At 70.7% G+C, this 17,414-nt stretch carries 13 protein-coding genes and 1 riboswitch; of the genes, 8 read left to right on the plus strand and 5 right to left on the minus strand.

Going from position 1 to position 17,414, the window contains the following annotated elements:
• Window positions 1-191: 191 nt before the first annotated feature.
• On the plus strand, window positions 192-1,022 hold the full coding sequence (locus SVTN_RS44335) for a pyrroline-5-carboxylate reductase family protein (protein WP_159026486.1): 831 nt from the start codon (window positions 192-194) through the stop codon (window positions 1,020-1,022).
• 372 nt (window positions 1,023-1,394) lie between these two features.
• Window positions 1,395-1,769, plus strand: coding sequence for a hypothetical protein (locus SVTN_RS20965; protein WP_041130481.1), 375 nt, complete (start codon window positions 1,395-1,397; stop codon window positions 1,767-1,769).
• Window positions 1,770-1,900: 131 nt separating this feature from the next.
• Here SVTN_RS20965 and SVTN_RS20970 read toward each other — a convergent pair whose 3' ends face one another.
• Entirely contained in the window at window positions 1,901-3,253 is a 1,353-nt protein-coding gene (locus SVTN_RS20970) for an alpha,alpha-trehalose-phosphate synthase (UDP-forming) (protein ID WP_041130482.1), read from the minus strand.
• 191 nt (window positions 3,254-3,444) lie between these two features.
• Entirely contained in the window at window positions 3,445-4,386 is a 942-nt protein-coding gene (locus SVTN_RS20975; RefSeq protein WP_041134102.1) for a glucosyl-3-phosphoglycerate synthase, read from the minus strand.
• 121 nt (window positions 4,387-4,507) lie between these two features.
• Window positions 4,508-4,652, plus strand: a riboswitch (SAM riboswitch).
• Between SVTN_RS20975 and thrC the strand changes: the two genes are divergently transcribed.
• The 4 genes from thrC (at window position 4,646) to groL (ending at window position 8,957) form a co-directional block, all read left to right on the plus strand.
• Window positions 4,646-5,956 carry a threonine synthase gene (gene thrC / locus SVTN_RS20980; protein WP_041134103.1) on the plus strand — a complete coding sequence of 437 codons (1,311 nt, stop codon included), beginning with the start codon at window positions 4,646-4,648 and terminating at the stop codon, window positions 5,954-5,956. It overlaps the preceding riboswitch by 7 nt.
• Window positions 5,957-5,970: 14 nt before the next feature.
• Window positions 5,971-6,249 carry a MoaD/ThiS family protein gene (locus tag SVTN_RS20985; protein ID WP_017238235.1) on the plus strand — a complete coding sequence of 93 codons (279 nt, stop codon included), beginning with the start codon at window positions 5,971-5,973 and terminating at the stop codon, window positions 6,247-6,249.
• Window positions 6,250-6,658: 409 nt separating this feature from the next.
• Window positions 6,659-6,862: a cold-shock protein gene (locus SVTN_RS20990; protein ID WP_015035246.1), complete on the plus strand. Its 204-nt coding sequence runs from the start codon at window positions 6,659-6,661 to the stop codon at window positions 6,860-6,862.
• 466 nt (window positions 6,863-7,328) lie between these two features.
• Window positions 7,329-8,957: a chaperonin GroEL gene (gene groL / locus SVTN_RS20995; protein WP_041130483.1), complete on the plus strand. Its 1,629-nt coding sequence runs from the start codon at window positions 7,329-7,331 to the stop codon at window positions 8,955-8,957.
• A gap of 146 nt (window positions 8,958-9,103) precedes the next feature.
• Here the strand turns inward: groL and SVTN_RS41085 are convergent, their stop codons facing one another.
• Complete coding sequence (locus SVTN_RS41085; protein WP_052499228.1) at window positions 9,104-10,789, minus strand: hypothetical protein; 1,686 nt, start codon at window positions 10,787-10,789, stop codon at window positions 9,104-9,106.
• Window positions 10,779-12,443 (minus strand): hypothetical protein, encoded by a 1,665-nt coding sequence (locus tag SVTN_RS21005; protein ID WP_041130484.1) that lies wholly within the window; start codon window positions 12,441-12,443, stop codon window positions 10,779-10,781. The genes SVTN_RS41085 and SVTN_RS21005 overlap by 11 nt, the downstream gene beginning before the upstream one ends.
• A gap of 148 nt (window positions 12,444-12,591) precedes the next feature.
• On the opposite strand from SVTN_RS21005, the gene SVTN_RS21010 reads away from it, so the two are divergent.
• Window positions 12,592-13,083 carry an SRPBCC domain-containing protein gene (locus tag SVTN_RS21010; protein ID WP_245727604.1) on the plus strand — a complete coding sequence of 164 codons (492 nt, stop codon included), beginning with the start codon at window positions 12,592-12,594 and terminating at the stop codon, window positions 13,081-13,083.
• 71 nt (window positions 13,084-13,154) lie between these two features.
• Here the strand turns inward: SVTN_RS21010 and SVTN_RS21015 are convergent, their stop codons facing one another.
• Window positions 13,155-13,889, minus strand: coding sequence for a class I SAM-dependent methyltransferase (locus SVTN_RS21015; protein ID WP_041130486.1), 735 nt, complete (start codon window positions 13,887-13,889; stop codon window positions 13,155-13,157).
• A gap of 365 nt (window positions 13,890-14,254) precedes the next feature.
• On the opposite strand from SVTN_RS21015, the gene SVTN_RS21020 reads away from it, so the two are divergent.
• Window positions 14,255-17,371 (plus strand): FG-GAP repeat domain-containing protein, encoded by a 3,117-nt coding sequence (locus SVTN_RS21020; RefSeq protein WP_052499229.1) that lies wholly within the window; start codon window positions 14,255-14,257, stop codon window positions 17,369-17,371.
• Window positions 17,372-17,414: the final 43 nt, after the last annotated feature.

The raw sequence follows: 17,414 nt of genomic DNA on the forward strand, positions 1-17,414 counted from the left end.
GCAAGCGTGTCCTCGATGGCAGTGCGTTGGTCGAGGGCGTCCCTCCCCTGCCCCTGCCCGGGAGGACCGACGAACGACAGGGACCGAAAGGCTTCTACTTCGAGGGACCAGGACGGCTGAAGAAGTATGGAGACTTACGGCCGACGACGGGGCCTGAGGGGCGGGCCCGGGGGCCTGCGATGCTGATCGCCATGAGTGGGCATCAGGCGGTTGGTGTGGTGGGTCTCGGCCGTATGGGTCTGACCCTGGCGGCCGGTTTCAGTACGGCGGTCGGACCCGGCCGGCTGTTCGCGGCGGGGCGGTCCCCGGCCAGTGTCGCGCGGCTCCGGGAAGCCGTGCCCGGCGCGGTGGTCCTGCCGCCGGCGGAGCTGCCCCGTCAGGCCGGCCTGATCGTCCTGTGCGTGCGGAACGCGGATCTGCCGGCAGTACTCGACGAACTGCGGCCCCGGCTCACGGCCCGGCACATCGTCATCACCGTCAACAACGGCCTGCCGCTCCGGGCGCTGGCGGAGGCCGTTCCCGGGCCGGTGGCCAAGCTGATCCCGAGCGTCGGCAACGACATCGGCGCCGGTGCGACGCTCCTGGTACCCGGTCCGCGCCTGACGGCGCAGGACACCGAGGGCCTTCTCGTGCTGCTCCGGCCCTTCTCGACCCCGTTCGTGATCGAGGAGGGCCAGGGGCGGGCGGCGACCGACCTCGCCTCCTGCGGCCCGGCCCTGGTGGCCGGCGCCGTCAGGGCGATGGTCGACGCACAGCAGGAACGCGGCGCCCCGCTGTCGCGGGAGCTGGCGGAACAGCTCGTCGCGCAGAGCCTGCACGCCCTGAGCCGACTGATCGACCGAGGCGCCCGCCTGGACGACATCGTGGACCGCGTCGCGGTCCCCGGCGGCAACACCGCCGCCGCCCTCGACGCCGCCGAGAACGACCTCGCCGCGGCATGGCGCGCCGCGTTCCAGGCGACGGCGGACAACGAACGGTCAAAGCCCGCACCGCAGTTGGGTGAAGGGGTGAAGCGGGCCTGACCCTGCCGCCGCGTCTACCATCGGCGGCACCACCGGCGTATGACGCCGGATCGGGTCGCGCCCGGCCTGCTGCGAGTGACACGCTGCCGGGTTCCGCGCCGGGCGGCTGAACGCGTGCGCGTGCGCGAGATCGATGACGACGAGGGGTCCGCCATGGCCTTCTGGCTCGGGCGTTGGCGTCGCGGGGGCCTGCCTTCACTCGTTTGAACGCCGCTCCGGGGCCGTATGCGCTAAGCATGATCGTTTCTTCGGTGAACCCGAAGAACCTACGGGCGCGGCCGGGGCGGATGGGGTGGCGTGCGCGGATAGATCTTGGGGCGGCCCGCGACGGTTCGCGGGTCTCTCCTTCCGACCGAGTGAAAGCGAATCCCTGTGCTGAAGAAGTCTCTCGTCGTGGCCGCGGCCGCGACGATGGCGTTCGCGGCTGCCGGCGTTGCGGTTGCCGACGATGTGGTGCGTGTCGTGGAGAGCGCCGAAGTGACCATCCCGGTCGCGAGCGGCGGGTACCCGGGCCGCGCGGTGGCGCAGGCCGAGTGTCCGGCCGGGGAGACGCGGACCGGCGGCGGCGCCCTGGTGACCGCAGGGAACTCGTACGCCGACCGGTACGCGGTCGGCGCGAGCGTCCCCGTCAAGGGCGAGGGCTGGTGGGCGTTCGCGACGAACACCGACCCCAACAACCCGGGCAAGCTGAAGGCCTACGCGATCTGCGCGAAGGTCGTCAAGAACCCGACCCTCGTCACCCCGTGATCGGGGCCGTAGGTCGGCAGCGGTAGCTGTAGCCGTAGCGGTGAAGCGCGGCCTGGTGCGTGACGGCCAGGCCGCGTCACCGGCTGAGGCGGTCCCTAGGGCCTGTCCGGCGGATCAGGGTCGGACAGGCCCTAGCTCCTGAGCGCTTCCAGTTGGGCCAGGAACCAGCGCTGGGGTGGGAGGGACACGGCCGTGGCCGCCAGGCGTTTCGTGCGGTCCGCGCGTTCGGACGGGGGCATCGTCAGGGCCGTGCGCAGGGCCTCGGCCGTCTCCGTCACGTCGAAGGGGTTCACCGCGAGGGCGTCCTCGTGGAGTTCCTCGTACGCCCCCGCCTCCCGGGAGAGGACCAGCGCGCAGCCCGTCTCCGAGACGACCGGTATCTCCTTCGCCACCAGGTTCATGCCGTCGCGCACCGGGTTCACCAGGGCCACGTCCGCCAGGCGGTAGGCGGCCAGGGAGCGGGTGAAGTCGTCCTCCACCGAGACCAGGACCGGCTGCCAGTCCGCCGTGCCGAACTCCGCGTTGATCTCCGCCGCCAGGGACCTCACCGCCGCCGTGTACGCGCGGTAGGCCTCCAGGTCCTGGCGCGAGGGGTATGCCGAGGCCAGGTGGACCACCCGGTCGCGCCATTCCGGGTGCGCGGTCAGGAGTTCCCGGTAGGCCTGCAGGCCTCTCAGGATGTTCTTCGAGAGTTCCGTGCGGTCCACCCGGACGATCGTCTTCCTGTCGCCGATCTCCTGACGCAGGCGCGCCAGGCGGTCGTCCACCTCCGGGCGGTACGCCAGTGCCCGCAGCTCCTCGCCGTCCACGCCCAGGGGGTACGTGGCCACCTGCGTCCGTCCCAGGTCGCCCGCGCCCGCCTCGAAGGCCTCCGCCCACGCGCGTGTGTGGAAGCCCAGGACGTCCGCGCCGAGCATCCCCCGGAGGAGTTCCTCGCGGATGTCGGTGGGGAGCATCCGCAGGTACGCGGGTGAGGCCCAGGGCGTGTGCGTGAAGTGGGCGATCCGCAGGTCCGGGCGGAGGTCCCTGAGCTGCCCCGGGACCAGCGCCAGGTGGTAGTCCTGCACCAGGACCGCCGCGCCCTCCGCCGCCTCCGCCGCCAGGGTCTCCGCGAAGGCGCGGTTGTAGCTCCGGTACGACTCCCAGCGGCGGTGGAACTCCGCGTCGAACACCGGTTCGCGCGGAATGTCGTAGAGGTGGTGGTGGAGGAACCACAGCACCGAGTTCGCGATGCCGTTGTACGCGTCGGTGTAGGTCGCCGGGTCGATGTCCAGCATGCGCACGCCCGGCTCGGCCGTTCCGCGTCTCACCGCCTCCCGGTCGCCCTCGCCCAGGGCCGCGCACACCCAGAGGCTCTCCCGGGCGTCGATGGTGCTCAGGGCCGATGCCAGGCCGCCGCCGCCCTTGCGGGCGTCCAGCGATCCGCCCTCGCCGAGCGCGTACGAGACCGGGCCCCGGTTGGATGCCACCAGCACAGTTGCCATGTGGCGAACCTAGCCCGTCCCGTAAACGCTCAAACGTACGTATACGAGACGGGTCGATTCGGCCACACGGAGTTGCCGGACGGGGCTGTCGCGGGTCGGGCGTGTCCACCGCGAGCGCTCGCCCGTCACCTCGCCGCGCACCCGCCCGTCACCTCACCGCGCGCACCCGCCCGTCACCTCACCGTGCGGCCTCACGCCACCCGGCGGCGCGCGTACTCCGCGATCTCGGCCATCGGCGGCCGCTCCTCCGTGTCCACCGCGTACGTCCGCGGCTCGAAGCCCTGTTCGCCCCGCTCGAACTGCGTCAGCCTCGGCCGTACGAGATGCCCCCGGGACAGCCGCAGCTGCGCCGTCCGGTAGATCGCCGCCGCCATCCGGCCGAGCGCCTGCCCGTCCTGGTGCCGGTGCTTGCGCACCCCCACGTCCACCTGTGCGAGCGCGTCCAGGCCCACCGTGTGCAGGGCGTCCACGAGCAGCCCCAGCTCCACTCCGTAACCGACGGGGAACGGGAGCCGTTCGAGGAGCGAGCGCCTCGCCGCGTACTCGCCGCCCAGCGGCTGCACGAAGCCGGCCAGCTGCGGCCAGTGGAGGTTCAGGAGCGGGCGGGCCACCAGTTCCGTGACCCGGCCGCCCTGACCAGGGGTGTCTCCGAACGGGCGGTCGTACATCGCCTTCACGAAGTCCACGTCCGGGTCCGTGAGCAGCGGGCCCACGATCCCCGTCACGAAATCCGCCGAGAAGTCCCGCAGGTCCGCGTCCACGAAGCAGACCACGTCCCCGCTCGTCACCATCAGTGACCGCCAGAGCACCTCGCCCTTGCCGGGGACCGCCGGTATCCGGGGGAGTATCGCGTCCCGCGCGACCACCCGCGCGCCGGCCGCCGCCGCCACCTCCGCCGTACGGTCCGTGGAGCCCGAGTCGATCACCACCAGCTCGTCGACGAGGGGGACGGACTCGGTCATCAGCTCGCGGCGGATCACGGAGACGATGTCCCCGACCGTCGCCTCCTCGTTCAGCGCGGGCAGCACGACGCTGACCTTCGTCCCCCGCTTGGCGGCGAGCACCCGGTCCAGCGGGCGGTCGGACACGGACCAGGACCGCCGGGCCAGCCAGCGCTCCACTTCCTCCAGCAACGTGATCTCCATCTCGCGGATCGGACGTCGGTCTCCACCTTCGAAGCCTTCGGTTACAGTCTTGAACAACGCGGATGCCCGATGCATGTCGGGGTGCCGCCCGCGTCTCACAATCGAATACCGCTCATCCAGAGGGGCAGAGGGAAACGGCCCGTTGAAGCCCCGGCAACCCTCCAGTCGGTTACTCGTCCTCCAGCGAGGTCCCCGGCTAGGGAAGGTGCCAAATCCGTCTCATGGCGAAAAATTCGTCATGGGAAAGATGAGGAGAAAGGGCCTCGCCTCCATGGCTGCACAGACCGCCGTACCCACCAGCACCGTCGACCTCGGTCCCGCTTCCGGGCTTTCCTGTCGCGAATGCGGTGAGGTCTTCCCGCTCGGCCCGATCTTCGCCTGCGAACTCTGTTTCGGACCGCTCGAAGTCGCGTACGACCTTCCCACCGGTGACCCCGAGGCGCTGCGCAAGCAGATCGAGGCCGGCCCCGCCAACATCTGGCGCTACGCCCCCCTCCTGCCCGTCCCCGCCGACGTCGCCGAGAAGCCCAACCTGAACCCCGGCTGGACCAAGCTCATCCAGGCCGACAACCTCGCCGCCGCGATCGGCGTCGAGCCCGGCAAGCTCTTCGTCAAGGACGACTCCGGCAACCCGACCCACTCCTTCAAGGACCGGGTCGTCGCCCAGGCGCTCGAAGCCGCCCGCGCCTTCGGCTTCACCACCCTCTCCTGCTCCTCCACCGGCAACCTGGCCGGCGCCGTCGGCGCCGCCGCCGCCCGCGCCGGCTTCCGCTCCTGCGTGTTCATCCCGCACGACCTGGAGCAGGGCAAGGTCGTCATGGCCGGTGTCTACGGCGGTGACCTCGTCGCCATCGAGGGCAACTACGACGACGTCAACCGCTTCTGCTCGGAGCTCATCGGCGACCCGCTCGGCGAGGGCTGGGGCTTCGTGAACGTCAACCTCCGCCCGTACTACGGCGAGGGCTCCAAGACGCTCGCGTACGAGATCTGCGAGCAGCTCGGCTGGGTCATCCCCGACCAGCTCGTCATCCCGATCGCCTCGGGCTCGCAGCTGACGAAGATCGACAAGGGTCTGCAGGAGCTCATCAAGCTCGGCCTCGTCGAGGACAAGCCGTACAAGATCTTCGGCGCCCAGGCCGAGGGCTGCTCCCCGGTGTCGGCGGCCTTCAAGGCCGGGCACGACGTCGTACGGCCCCAGAAGCCGAACACCATCGCCAAGTCCCTCGCCATCGGCAACCCGGCCGACGGCCCGTACGTCCTCGACATCGCCCGCCGGACCGGCGGCGCCGTGGAGGACGTCGACGACGAGCAGGTCGTCGACGCCATCAAGCTGCTCGCGCAGACCGAGGGCGTCTTCGCCGAGACCGCGGGCGGCGTGACCGTCGGCGTCACCAAGAAGCTCGTCGAGGCCGGTCTCATCGACCCGAGCCTCACCACCGTCGTCCTCAACACCGGCGACGGACTCAAGACCCTGGACGCGGTGGCCGAAACCTCTCAGGCGACCGCCACCATCCGCCCGAGCCTGGACGCGTTCCGCGACGCCGGCCTGGCGCTCTGAAAGGTAACGAAGACATGGCCGTGAACGTCCGCATCCCCACCATCCTCCGCACCTACACGGGCGGGCAGTCCGAGGTCCAGGCCGAGGGCGCGACCCTCGCCGAGGTCATCGCGGACCTGGAGAAGAACCACACCGGCATCGCCGCCCGCGTCCTGGACGACCAGGGAAAGCTGCGCCGCTTCGTCAACGTCTACGTCAACGACGACGACGTGCGCTTCGAGCAGGGCCTGGAGACGGCCACCCCGGCCGGCGCGGGCGTCTCGATCATCCCGGCCGTCGCCGGAGGCTGCTGATCCTCGGCTGAGCCTTCGCCGAGGCCTACCGGTCAGTACGAATTGCCCCTTCCGCGCGATAAGCGGAAGGGGCAATTCTGCATGGTTGAGCGCGGTAGAGTTGGGGAAGTCCCCTCCGCTGCGCATGCCGAACGCATATGAGAATGCGTCTCCGCACGACAAGAAGCAGCCAAAGTGCCTGCACGTTGTGTACGTTCTGCGTGCTTTGCCGGGCCCGACTTGCCCCGTGATCCAGGGGATTATCCCCAATTCCCCTTTCCGGCGCGCCCAGAATTCTCGGTCGAATGACCTGTTGCAGAGGGCAGTTGGGCAGATACATTCAGCGGCGGTCGACGCGTTCCGGCGCAGGGTCTGACCCGGGTCCGCGAGGTGCGGTCCCGCGCAAGGGCCAGTAATAGGGGAGTTAGGCATGGCTCAGGGCACCGTCAAGTGGTTCAACGCGGAGAAGGGCTACGGCTTCATCGCGGTAGACGGTGGTGCGGATGTTTTCGTCCACTACAGCGCGATCCAGATGGATGGCTACCGCAGCCTCGAAGAGGGCCAGCGGGTCGAGTTCGAGATCTCGCAGGGCCAGAAGGGTCCGCAGGCGGACATGGTCAAGCTCGCCGTCTGAGCGCGGCGCGATCGGCCACCGACGCAACGCCGTCGAGGGGTCCGCATCCCTGAGGGGATGCGGACCCCTCGTGCGTTCCCGGACCCCTCGTGCGTTCCCGGACCCCTCGTGCGTTCCCGGACCCCTCGTGCGTTCCCGGACCCCTCGTGCGTTCCCGGGCTCCTTGCGCGTTCTCGGGTCCCTGGTGTGCTCCCGGGCCCTTCGCGCGTTCCCGGCCCCCTCGTGCGTTCCGCCCCGGCCACCCCCTGGTCACCTCCCGAAACGCGAGAGTCGCTTGCACTCTCCTAGGGCGAGTGCTAATCATTGGCGTTAGCACTCGGAAGGTGAGAGTGCTACGAGGATCGGGCAGACGAGGCCGCCGGCCGGGTGGGGCAAGGAACCACACGGAGTCGCGGAGGCCGTCCGTCGCGGGCGTCGGCGCGGTCCTGGAGCGTTATCCACCCCATGTCCGGGAGGACCACTTCACATGGCCAAGATCATCGCGTTCGACGAGGAGGCCCGGCGCGGTCTCGAGCGCGGCATGAACCAGCTCGCTGACGCCGTCAAGGTCACCCTCGGCCCCAAGGGTCGCAACGTCGTCCTCGAGAAGAAGTGGGGCGCCCCCACGATCACCAACGATGGTGTCTCCATCGCCAAGGAGATCGAGCTCGAGGACCCGTACGAGAAGATCGGCGCCGAGCTGGTCAAGGAAGTCGCCAAGAAGACGGACGACGTCGCCGGCGACGGTACGACCACCGCCACCGTCCTCGCCCAGGCGCTCGTCCGCGAGGGTCTCCGCAACGTCGCCGCCGGTGCCAACCCGATGGCCCTCAAGCGCGGCATCGAGAAGGCCGTCGAGGCCGTCTCCGGCGCCCTCCTCGAGCAGGCGAAGGATGTCGAGACCAAGGAGCAGATCGCTTCCACGGCCTCCATCTCCGCCGCCGACACCCAGATCGGCGAGCTCATCGCCGAGGCGATGGACAAGGTCGGCAAGGAAGGCGTCATCACCGTCGAGGAGTCGCAGACCTTCGGTCTGGAGCTCGAGCTCACCGAGGGCATGCGCTTCGACAAGGGCTACATCTCGGCGTACTTCGCCACCGACATGGAGCGCATGGAGGCGTCGCTCGACGACCCGTACCTCCTGATCGTCAACTCCAAGATCTCCTCCGTGAAGGACCTCCTTCCGCTCCTGGAGAAGGTCATGCAGTCGGGCAAGCCGCTGCTGATCATCGCCGAGGACGTCGAGGGCGAGGCCCTGTCGACCCTGGTCGTCAACAAGATCCGCGGCACCTTCAAGTCCGTCGCCGTCAAGGCCCCGGGCTTCGGCGACCGCCGCAAGGCCATGCTGAACGACATCGCCATCCTCACGGGCGGCACGGTCATCTCCGAGGAGGTCGGCCTCAAGCTCGAGAACGCGGGCCTGGACCTGCTCGGCCGCGCCCGCAAGGTCGTCATCACCAAGGACGAGACCACCATCGTCGACGGTGCCGGTGACAGCGAGCAGGTCGCCGGTCGCGTGAACCAGATCCGCGCCGAGATCGAGAACTCCGACTCGGACTACGACCGCGAGAAGCTGCAGGAGCGCCTGGCGAAGCTCGCCGGCGGTGTTGCGGTCATCAAGGCCGGTGCCGCGACCGAGGTCGAGCTCAAGGAGCGCAAGCACCGCATCGAGGACGCCGTTCGCAACGCGAAGGCGGCCGTCGAGGAGGGCATCGTCGCCGGCGGTGGCGTGGCCCTGCTCCAGGCCTCCAACGTCTTCGAGAAGCTCGAGGGCGACCTGACGGGCGACGAGGCCACCGGTGCCAACATCGTCAAGCTGGCCCTCGAGGCCCCGCTGAAGCAGATCGCCGTCAACGCCGGCCTCGAGGGCGGCGTCGTGGCGGAGAAGGTCCGCAACCTGCCCGTCGGCCACGGCCTGAACGCCGCGACCAACGAGTACGTCGACCTCATCGCCGAGGGCATCATCGACCCGGCGAAGGTCACGCGCTCCGCGCTGCAGAACGCCGCGTCGATCGCCGCGCTGTTCCTCACCACCGAGGCCGTCATCGCCGACAAGCCGGAGAAGGCCGCCGCGCCGGCCGGCGGCGGCATGCCGGGCGGTGACATGGACTTCTGATCCTGACGGATCGGCAGTTCATCGCTGAACGCGCAACCCGCGAACGCGAACGAGGGCGGCACCCCCACCAGGGGGTGCCGCCCTCGGGCGTTTCTCAGTGACGCTGATCAGGGGCGCCGATCAGTGACGCTGATCAGGGGCGCCGATCAGCGCACGTCGACGTAGTCCCCGCCGGCCGAGGCCGGGGAGTTGAAGTGCCGGTAGTCGCCGAAGCAGTAGATCCGCCAGCTGCCGTCGGCGCTCGCCCTCGCCTTCAGGGAGACCTTTCCGGCGGAGCTGGAGCGACCGGAGGCCACGGTCTTCCAGGTCGTCGAGCCCTTCGCCTGGAACTGCAGGACGACCGGAGCGTTCCCGTACGCCCGCCAGGCCCCGTCCCAGTAGTGCTGGAGCCCGCCGGTCGCGGTCACGTACCCGCCCTTGGCGACCGGCTCGGGGCCGGCGTTCAGGGAGACGATCCGGGTGTCGTTGCGGGCGAGCCGGAAGGACCCGGAGCCGGACTCCGCGAACTGGTCGCTGGTCAGGTGCCGGACCCGGAACCAGCCGCCGCGGCTCGCGGCCTTGAGCGTGAACGCGTTGTAGTACGAGTCGCTCACGCTCGTCGTGGCGATCTTCTTCCAGCCGCCGTCGACGGACTGTTCCAGCTGGATGTACTGCGCCCCCATGATGGACGTCTCCCCTCCGTACATGGCGCGGAAGGTGCCGGTGACCGTGACCCGGCCGTCGGCGGAGAGGCCGATGGACGTGAGGTCGGTGCGGGACTCCTTGGGGATGGCGAGCGGCCCGTAGACCGATTCGAAGTTCAGGTACCGGTCCGGGGATTCGACCGTCCAGCCGCCCGCCTCCCCGCCCGAGGCGGCGACGAGCTTCGCGCTGAAGCGGCCGTCCGCCCCCGTGGAGACGGTCACGGGCGTGCCGATCCCGTACTGGGGGGCGCCGATGCGCACCCGGACGGGTTCGTTCGCGACCGGCGCGTTCCCGGCCGCCGGGTCGGTCATCCGGCCGCTGATGGTGACGGTCGTGCCGTTGAGCGCCCGCTTCTTGTCGGCGGTGGCCGTGACGGTCACCTTGCGCGGCACCCATTCGTAGACGCTGTGGGGCGTCTCGACGGAGCCGTGGACCTCGGCGGTGTCCTCCGAGAAGGACGCCCAGACGTTGCTGTAGCTGCCGAGGTCCTCGCTGGTGATCGGGTACGCCTCGCCCTTGAACCGGCCGGTCGCGTCGGTGACGGCCTGGGCCGTGGGGGCGGTCTCCCTGGGGACCAGCCGGTAGGAGACCGAGCGGCCCTCCAGCGGCACCGCGTCCCCGGATCCGGGCTGGATCCCGACGAGGGTGCCGGAGGGGTAGGTGTTGCGGTCGGTGTAGGTGGGCTTGCTGAGGCTGAAGGCGGGCATCGCCGGGCGCAGCCGGAAGTCGAGCTGTCCGGCGTCGGTGCGGGTGAGCTTGTTGCCGAGCGAGTCGGTGGCGGTGACGTCGATGGAGTACGTGCCGAGGGCCGGGATGGTGCCGCCGTCCTCGACGAGCTTCAGCGTGGCCTCGTCGGGCAGCCGGAAGGTGTTGGCGAGCCTCGGGTCCCAGACGGGTCCCGGGGTGAGCGACGGGATGTCGGCGAGGACGGTGTCGCCCTGCCGGATCCGGGCCGAGACGGCGGTGACCTTGGCCTGCGGCGCGTCGGTCCAGGCGGTCACCTGGAAGATGCCGCGCTGGGCGTCGTCGGTGACCGCCCGGCCGATGCCGACGGTCGGGGTGCCCTCGGCGAGGGCGGGGGCGGTCGACGCGGCCAGTGCCACGGCCGCGACGGCCGCCGTCAGGGAGAGGCGGAGGTCAGCGCGCATCGATGTACTTCGCATTCGTCTGGCTGTAGAAGTAGCTGCCCGTGGTGTTGAGGTAGAGCGCCCAGGAGCCGTCGCCGTAGGCGGTGGCGCGGTAGCTGAAGTTGCCGTAGCTGTTGGTGGTGAGGGTCTTGGTCACCCAGTACCACTGGGTCTCGCCCTTGGGCTTGTAGAGCAGGGTCAGCGTGACTCCGCCGAGCGGCTTCCAGACGCCGCCGACCTTGCGCTGGACGGTGCCGGAGACGGTCATCTTGCCGTTGACCACGGGCTGGGTGGGGCTGATGGTGAAGGCGGAGAAGCGGGTGAACGTGCGGGCCCGCTTCAGGGCCGTGCCGGTCTTGGCGACGAACTCGTTCGTCTCCGGGTGGTGGACGCGGTACAGCGCGCTCTCGTAGCCCGTGGTGGCGAGGGTGTAGTTGCAGTAGGCGTCGGTCCCGCCGGAGCGGAGGGTGCGCCAGGTGTGTCCGCCGTCCAGGGAGGCCTGGAGCTGCACCGGCTGGGCGGGCTCGCAGTATCCGGATCCGGTGCCGATCCGGCCCTTGGCGGTGACGGTCCGGTACTCGTCGAGGGTGATCGCGTACGAGGAGTACGAGAACTGCTGCGGGACGGCGATGTCGGTCTTGTCGTACACGTGGTTGCTGCCCTGGAAGTACACCGAGGGCCGCAGGGTCGTGTAGACGAAGTCGGTGCTGTACTGGGCCTTCGCGGGGAAGCTGAAGGTGCCGGTCGCGGAGGAGGCGGCGCCGCCCAGTACGTTCACCGCCGTCCGGTCGTAGTACCCCGGTTCGGTGCCGGTTGCGACGACGGGGGCTCCGGCGAAGGGCTTCCAGGTGCCGTCGACGTATCGCTCCACGTGGCCGGTGACCTGCACGTTCGTACCGGCGAGCACGCGGTACTTGTTCAGGTCGGAGGCGATCCGGTAGACGAGCGGCTCGATGCCCAGGTGCTGGATCCGGGCCGGGTCGTCCGGGTCGTTGTCCGTGCCGGTGGTGAGGACGGTCGCGGTGCCGTCGTTGACCTCGGAGTTCGGGGTCAGCGGCAGGGAGAAGGTGCCGTCCGCGAGCGTGGTGGCGGTGGCGGTCATGGTGCGGGTTCCGCCGTCGATGTTCAGCATCACCTGCACCTTGGTGCCCTCGGGGGCGGTGGTGCGGGCGCCGGTGGCCGGGTTCCAGAGGGTGGTCGTGCCGGAGAGCACGGCCTGTCGCCGGTCGTAGCTGGTGGTGTCGCGGTCCCAGGAGACGGAGGAGACACCGACGTGCGGCTGGTAGGAGTAGGTGCCGGACCACTGCTTGGTGGTCTCCCCGGGCAGCCGGTAGTCGACCCGGACCGGGTAGTTCCCGAGCGCGGTGCCCTCGGGGAGGACGATCGGCGCGTCCGTTTTCCAGGCGTAGTTGTCCGAGGTGAGCGCCTCGGTGGAGGCCAGGACGGCGGCGTCCGGGGCGGTGGAGGCCAGCACGCTGACCTTGATCCAGAGCGCGCTCGCGGGCAGCGCCAGGCGGTAGCGCCCGTCGTCCAGCGTGCTGCCGGTCGTGGCCGGCCAGTCCGCGTGCGCGGCCGGGGCGTGGATGACGGCGGGCGTGATGACACCCGCCGAGAGGGCGAAGACGGCGGCCGCACGGACGAAGGCGTGCGGAAGCCTGCGCGTTGAGCGCGGCAAAGGGACCCCCCACAGGTCTGAGATCGCGGTCACGCCCTCAGCCGGGCGGCCGCGTGGCAGAACTTTAGCGCTCACCTGTTGAACATGTTCATTCCCTTTACGGGGATGCCGGGGCGGGGCGCCGGGGTGATCCTGGAATGGGCCCTTCGTGAAGGGAATCGGAGCGATGGTCACCCTCCTGACGACGCCGGCCGACCGCGAACTGGTCATCACCCGCACCTTCGACGCCCCGCCGGACCGCGTCTGGGAGGCCTGGACGCGGCCCGAGCACGTACGGGAGTGGTACGGGGCGGCCGGACTGACCACCTCCGTCGTCGACATCGACCTGCGGGCGGGCGGCGCCTGGCGCTGGGGCCAGACCGGGCCCGACGGCCAGGAGATCGTCTTCTCCGGCAGGTACGAGGACGTCGTCCCGGTGGAACGGCTCGACTACACGGAGGTCTTCGAGCAGATGCCGGACGCCGAGCCGGTCCGCGTGACCCTCACCTTCGACGCGACCCCCGACGGCGGTACGGCCCTGACCAGCACCTCCTTCTGGCCCTCGAACGAGATCAGGGACCAGGCGCTGGCGGCGGGCATGGAGACGGGGGTGAGGGAGCAGTACGACCGGCTGGCGGAGCACCTGGCGGGGATGCGGTGAGTGCGAGTGCGGGGGTGCGCTGAGCCCCCGGCGGGTCACCGACAGGGTCAGCGACAGGGTCAGCGGCGGGGTCAGCGGCGGAAGAGGGCCGTCCAGAGGAAGGACTCGCCGAAGGTCGGGGATTCGGCGGATCGAGCGCGCATGCGGCGGAGCTCGATCTCTGTCAGGTCGGAGAAGATCGCGCGGAGCGAGGCGTCGGTGTACGCGAGCCCGCCGTGCAGCTTGCCGTCGCGGTAGAAGTCGGCGTCCGGGAGTTCGGAGCCCATGCCGCCCTCGCCGGCCGCGAACGTGGTGAGCGCGAAGTGGCCGCCGGGGGCGAGGGCGCGGTCGAGGAGGGCGAGGTAGCTGACGCGGCGGTGCGGGGGCAGGTGGTGGAAGCAGCCGGAGTCGTAGATCAGGTCGTACGGCCCGTCGAGCGCGGCGGTGAAGGCGTCCCCGCACACGAACCGGACGTTCGCGTCTGACGCGGCGGCCCGTTCCTCCGCCCAGGCGATGGCGGTGGGCGAGAGGTCGACGCCGGTCACCTCGAAGCCGAGGGACGCGAGGTGCAGGGAGTTCCGGCCGGGCCCGCAGCCGAGGTCGAGGACCTTGCCGCCGGCCGGGAGCAGGCCCTGCTCGACGTACGACACGAGGTTCTCGTCGGGCTTCGCGACGAAGAACGGCACCGGCTTGTCCCGGTCCGCGTAGAACCCGTCCCACCAGTCGGCCCCGCCCTCGGTCCACCGGTCGGCGCCGGGCGAGAACAGGCCGTCGAGCAGGGTGAGTACGTCGTCGATGCTGCGGATGGTGCGGGCGGTCTCGTGCATGTGGATCTCCCCTCCGAGTCCCCCAAGAATACGGGGAGTTGGGGTAAAAGCCCAGGTCAGGGGCGGTGTGGCGATCTCCTGTGCGGGTGTCTGCGGGGCTCGTCGGTGAAGGGCGGGGCCCTGGGGCGGAATCGGCGCGCGAGGGGCACGGCGGGCGCCCCCAGGGGCGGGGAGGGGCCTTCTCGGGCGCAGGCCGGGAAACTTTCGGAACTCACGGCTCGCGTGAATGTACGATCCGTCTGCCGACAGGGGGGGTCCCGCCGGCCTCCGGCCGCGCGGCCCGTTCCGCCCTGCCGTCCTGCCCGTCACGCCTGCCCTCCCCCCGTCGTACCCGTCTTCACACCCGTACGAGGGGACACAGGGACTTGTCCGTCCGAAGAGTCGTCGCGCTCGCACTGAGCACGGCCCTTGGCATCACCGGCCTGACGGCCGTCGCGCCGTCCGCCGTGGCGGCGTCCGACGCGCCGTACGAAGTGACGATCGCCGCGCCGCCGAGCGTCACTCCGCCGCCCCAGGCCGTCTTCGGCGCGGGCACCGGTCTCCAGGCCTCCGACCCCGACCCCGCCAAGGGTATGCGCTGGCAGAGCTTCGCGGGTGGCCCGGTCGCGTACCACCAGGCCTGCGACTCCACCGACAGGATGGCGTTCCACGGCGACCGGTTCGCGTGCCTCGAATACCACCAGGGCACCCAGGACGCCACGATCCACGACTGGACCACCGGCGTCACCGTGACCCGCCCGCGTCCCGCGGGCCAGATCTGGCTGCGGGCCTTCGGCACGGACCGTCTGCTCAGCTACAGCAAGGACGCCGACGGCGCCGTGACCCTGCACCTTCCGGGGTACGGCGAGGGCGCCCCGGCGGACGTCGACGTCACGACGACCGAGAAGATCACCCAGGACCCCGAGGTCCTGGCCTTCGACACCAACGGTGCCGTCGTCATGTACACCCGGGCATCCGGTGGTTACGGCGTCGGGCTCGTCGACTTCGCCGCCGCCACGCTCGTCCCGCTCGCCGAGCCCGCGGCCGGTGTCCCCTTCGGCCTGAAGGCGGCGCTCAGCGCCGACCGCATCGCCCTCTACGGCGCGTACGGCATGACGGAGGCGCTTGTCGTGCCCCGTGCCACGCCCGCGGGTCCGGCCACCACGGTCAAGCTGCCGAGCACCGACGCAAGGCAGGACCGTCTCGCCTTTGCCGGCGGCTGGCTCGTGGGCGCCTACAGCACCTACGAATCGGGTCCGCTCAAGGCCACCGCGCTCGCCACGGGCGCGACCCGTGACCTGGGCGTCCTCGTCGCCGGGGACTCCGAGCTCCGGGTCGGCACGGACGGCACCCCCTACTTCGTGGGCGGCACCGACTCCACCCACTGGGGCGTCCGGAAGGTCACCCTCGACGCGGCCGGCGCGCCCGTCACCGCGCAGGTCCTGAACACTCCGCCGAAGCCGGTCTCGCGGTGGGGTCTGACCGTCGCGAACGGCCGGGTCACGACCGAGCAGACGGACGTCTACCGCGGCCTCCAGGGATACGACGTGGCCCTCACCGAGCCGCGCACGGCCGCCTCGGTCTGGAGCTGCGCTGTGACCCCGGGCACCTCGCCGTGTGCCGAGCCCGCCGGTCCGGGGATCGTCGGCGCCCGTTGGGCCGACACCGGGGACGGCCGCCTGGTCACGCTCGGCGCGGACGACCTTCCGCCGTTCCGCGGGGAGGCGCCCTGCAGCTGGTGCGTCCCGACGGTGTACGTGGCGCCGGCCGGGCCGGGCGCGACCACCCGCAAGATCACGCTGGACACCACGCGCAGGCTCAAGCCCGCCCGGTTCTACAACGCCTCCGGCCGCTACGTGCACTTCATGGCCACCGAGAACTACGAAGCCAAGTCGGTCGTCGCGGACATCGAGACCGGCAAGGTCCTCTCGGTCTCCGCGAACACGAACCAGTCCCTGTGGGGCACCTGGCTCTGGACCGCTTCGACGGCGAACGACACCGTCTCGGCCGTCGACCTGCGCACCGGATCCACCGTCGCGACGGTGGACCTCGGAACGGACTGCGGCACCTTCGACTTCGAGGTCGTCGGCAAGTGGATCTACGCCCGGTGCCAGGACAGCACGTCCACCGTCGTGTACGACAGCGAGAAGAAGACCTCGGTCCGCTTCCAGGTGTCCCCGTACGCCCGGCCGTCGCTGGGTGACGGCTTCATCGCCTACACCGAGTCCAACGGCGCCGAGGACGACCGGCTGAGCGTGGTCGACGTCCGCTCCGGCGCGCCCGTCACCCGTGCCGTCGGAACCCTCGGCGGCGACATCAGCAACAACGGCCAGAACTGGACGATCGACCGCTTCGGCGGCGGCCTCGCGTTCATCGACCCCCAGCAGAAGATCCACGTGGTCGGCCTCGGCGGCCCGACCAGCCGTGTGACCGTCCTCGACTCGGCCGTACCGGCGTCCGTGAACCTGAAGTCCACCACCTGGAAGCCGCGGTGGACCCTGTCCAAGCCCGTGAAGTGGTCGCTCGTACTCAAGCGCAAGGCGACCGGCGCGACCGTCCGCACCCTCACCGGTGAGGGCCGTGGCGTCGCCGCGCCCGTCTGGGACGGGAAGGACGCGACCGGGAAGCTCGTAGGGAACGGCGCCCACACCTGGACCCTGACGCTGAAGCCGGCCGACGGCCAGGGCGCCGACCTCGTCCAGTCCGGGACCCTGTCCGTGACCGGCGGCGCCGCCGTCTGGCGGGACCTCGCCGGGGACGACGCGTACGGGGATCTGCTGGTGATGGACACGACCGGGCTCGTGTCGATGTACCGGGGCACGGGCACGGGCGCGCTGTCGGCCCGGATCGCCGGTACGGGGACGAAGTTCGCGACCTCGTCCGTCCTCGTCCCGACGGGCGACCTGAACGGCGACCGGTGCGCCGACGTCTACGCGCGCGTGGGCGACCAGCTGCGCGCCTACCGGCCCGGCTGCGGGAAGGTCGTCTCGGCCTCCTCGCCGTACACGCTCGTCGGCTCCGGCTGGGGACAGTACGACGTGATCACGTCCTCCGGCGACGTGAACGGCGACGGATACGCCGACCTGGTGGTCCGCCAGGCGTCCACCGGTGACGTGTACTTCTACGGCGGCACCGCCGACCACCGGGTCAAGGCCCGGGTGAAGATCGGCGCCAATTGGAAGCTGTACAAGAAGCTCGTCGGCGCCGGCGACCTCAACGGCGACGGCCGCGGCGACCTCCTCGGCGTGGACGCCTCGGGCGTGCTCTGGCGGTACTACGGCACCGCGACCGGCGGCGTCACCACGCGCGCGAAGGTCGGCTCCGGCTGGGGCGGGTACTCCTCGCTCGTCGGCGTCGGCGACCTGTCCGGGGACGGCCGCGCCGACCTCCTGGCCCGCGACACCGCCGGGAAGCTGTGGCGCTACAGCGGCACCGGGACCGGGGCGTACGGGACCCGGGTGGCCATCGGCAGTGGGTGGAGCACCTTCAAGGGGCTGTACTGACCCGCACCCCGCACCCCGCACGCACCCCCGAGGGCCCGGCCGC

Source organism: Streptomyces vietnamensis (assembly GCF_000830005.1).
Taxonomy (GTDB): Bacteria; Actinomycetota; Actinomycetes; order Streptomycetales; family Streptomycetaceae; genus Streptomyces; species Streptomyces vietnamensis.

What these genes read in the sequence shown, in the direction of transcription:
- SVTN_RS44335 (WP_159026486.1), top strand. Translation starts at nt 192, where the DNA reads ATGAGTGGGCATCAGGCGGTTGGTGTGGTGGGTCTCGGCCGTATGGGT.
- SVTN_RS20970 (WP_041130482.1), bottom strand. Translation starts at nt 3,253, where the DNA reads ATGGCAACTGTGCTGGTGGCATCCAACCGGGGCCCGGTCTCGTACGCG.
- SVTN_RS41085 (WP_052499228.1), bottom strand. Translation starts at nt 10,789, where the DNA reads ATGCGCGCTGACCTCCGCCTCTCCCTGACGGCGGCCGTCGCGGCCGTG.
- groL (WP_041130483.1), top strand. Translation starts at nt 7,329, where the DNA reads ATGGCCAAGATCATCGCGTTCGACGAGGAGGCCCGGCGCGGTCTCGAG.
- SVTN_RS21015 (WP_041130486.1), bottom strand. Translation starts at nt 13,889, where the DNA reads ATGCACGAGACCGCCCGCACCATCCGCAGCATCGACGACGTACTCACC.
- thrC (WP_041134103.1), top strand. Translation starts at nt 4,646, where the DNA reads ATGAGGAGAAAGGGCCTCGCCTCCATGGCTGCACAGACCGCCGTACCC.
- SVTN_RS20990 (WP_015035246.1), top strand. Translation starts at nt 6,659, where the DNA reads ATGGCTCAGGGCACCGTCAAGTGGTTCAACGCGGAGAAGGGCTACGGC.
- SVTN_RS20985 (WP_017238235.1), top strand. Translation starts at nt 5,971, where the DNA reads ATGGCCGTGAACGTCCGCATCCCCACCATCCTCCGCACCTACACGGGC.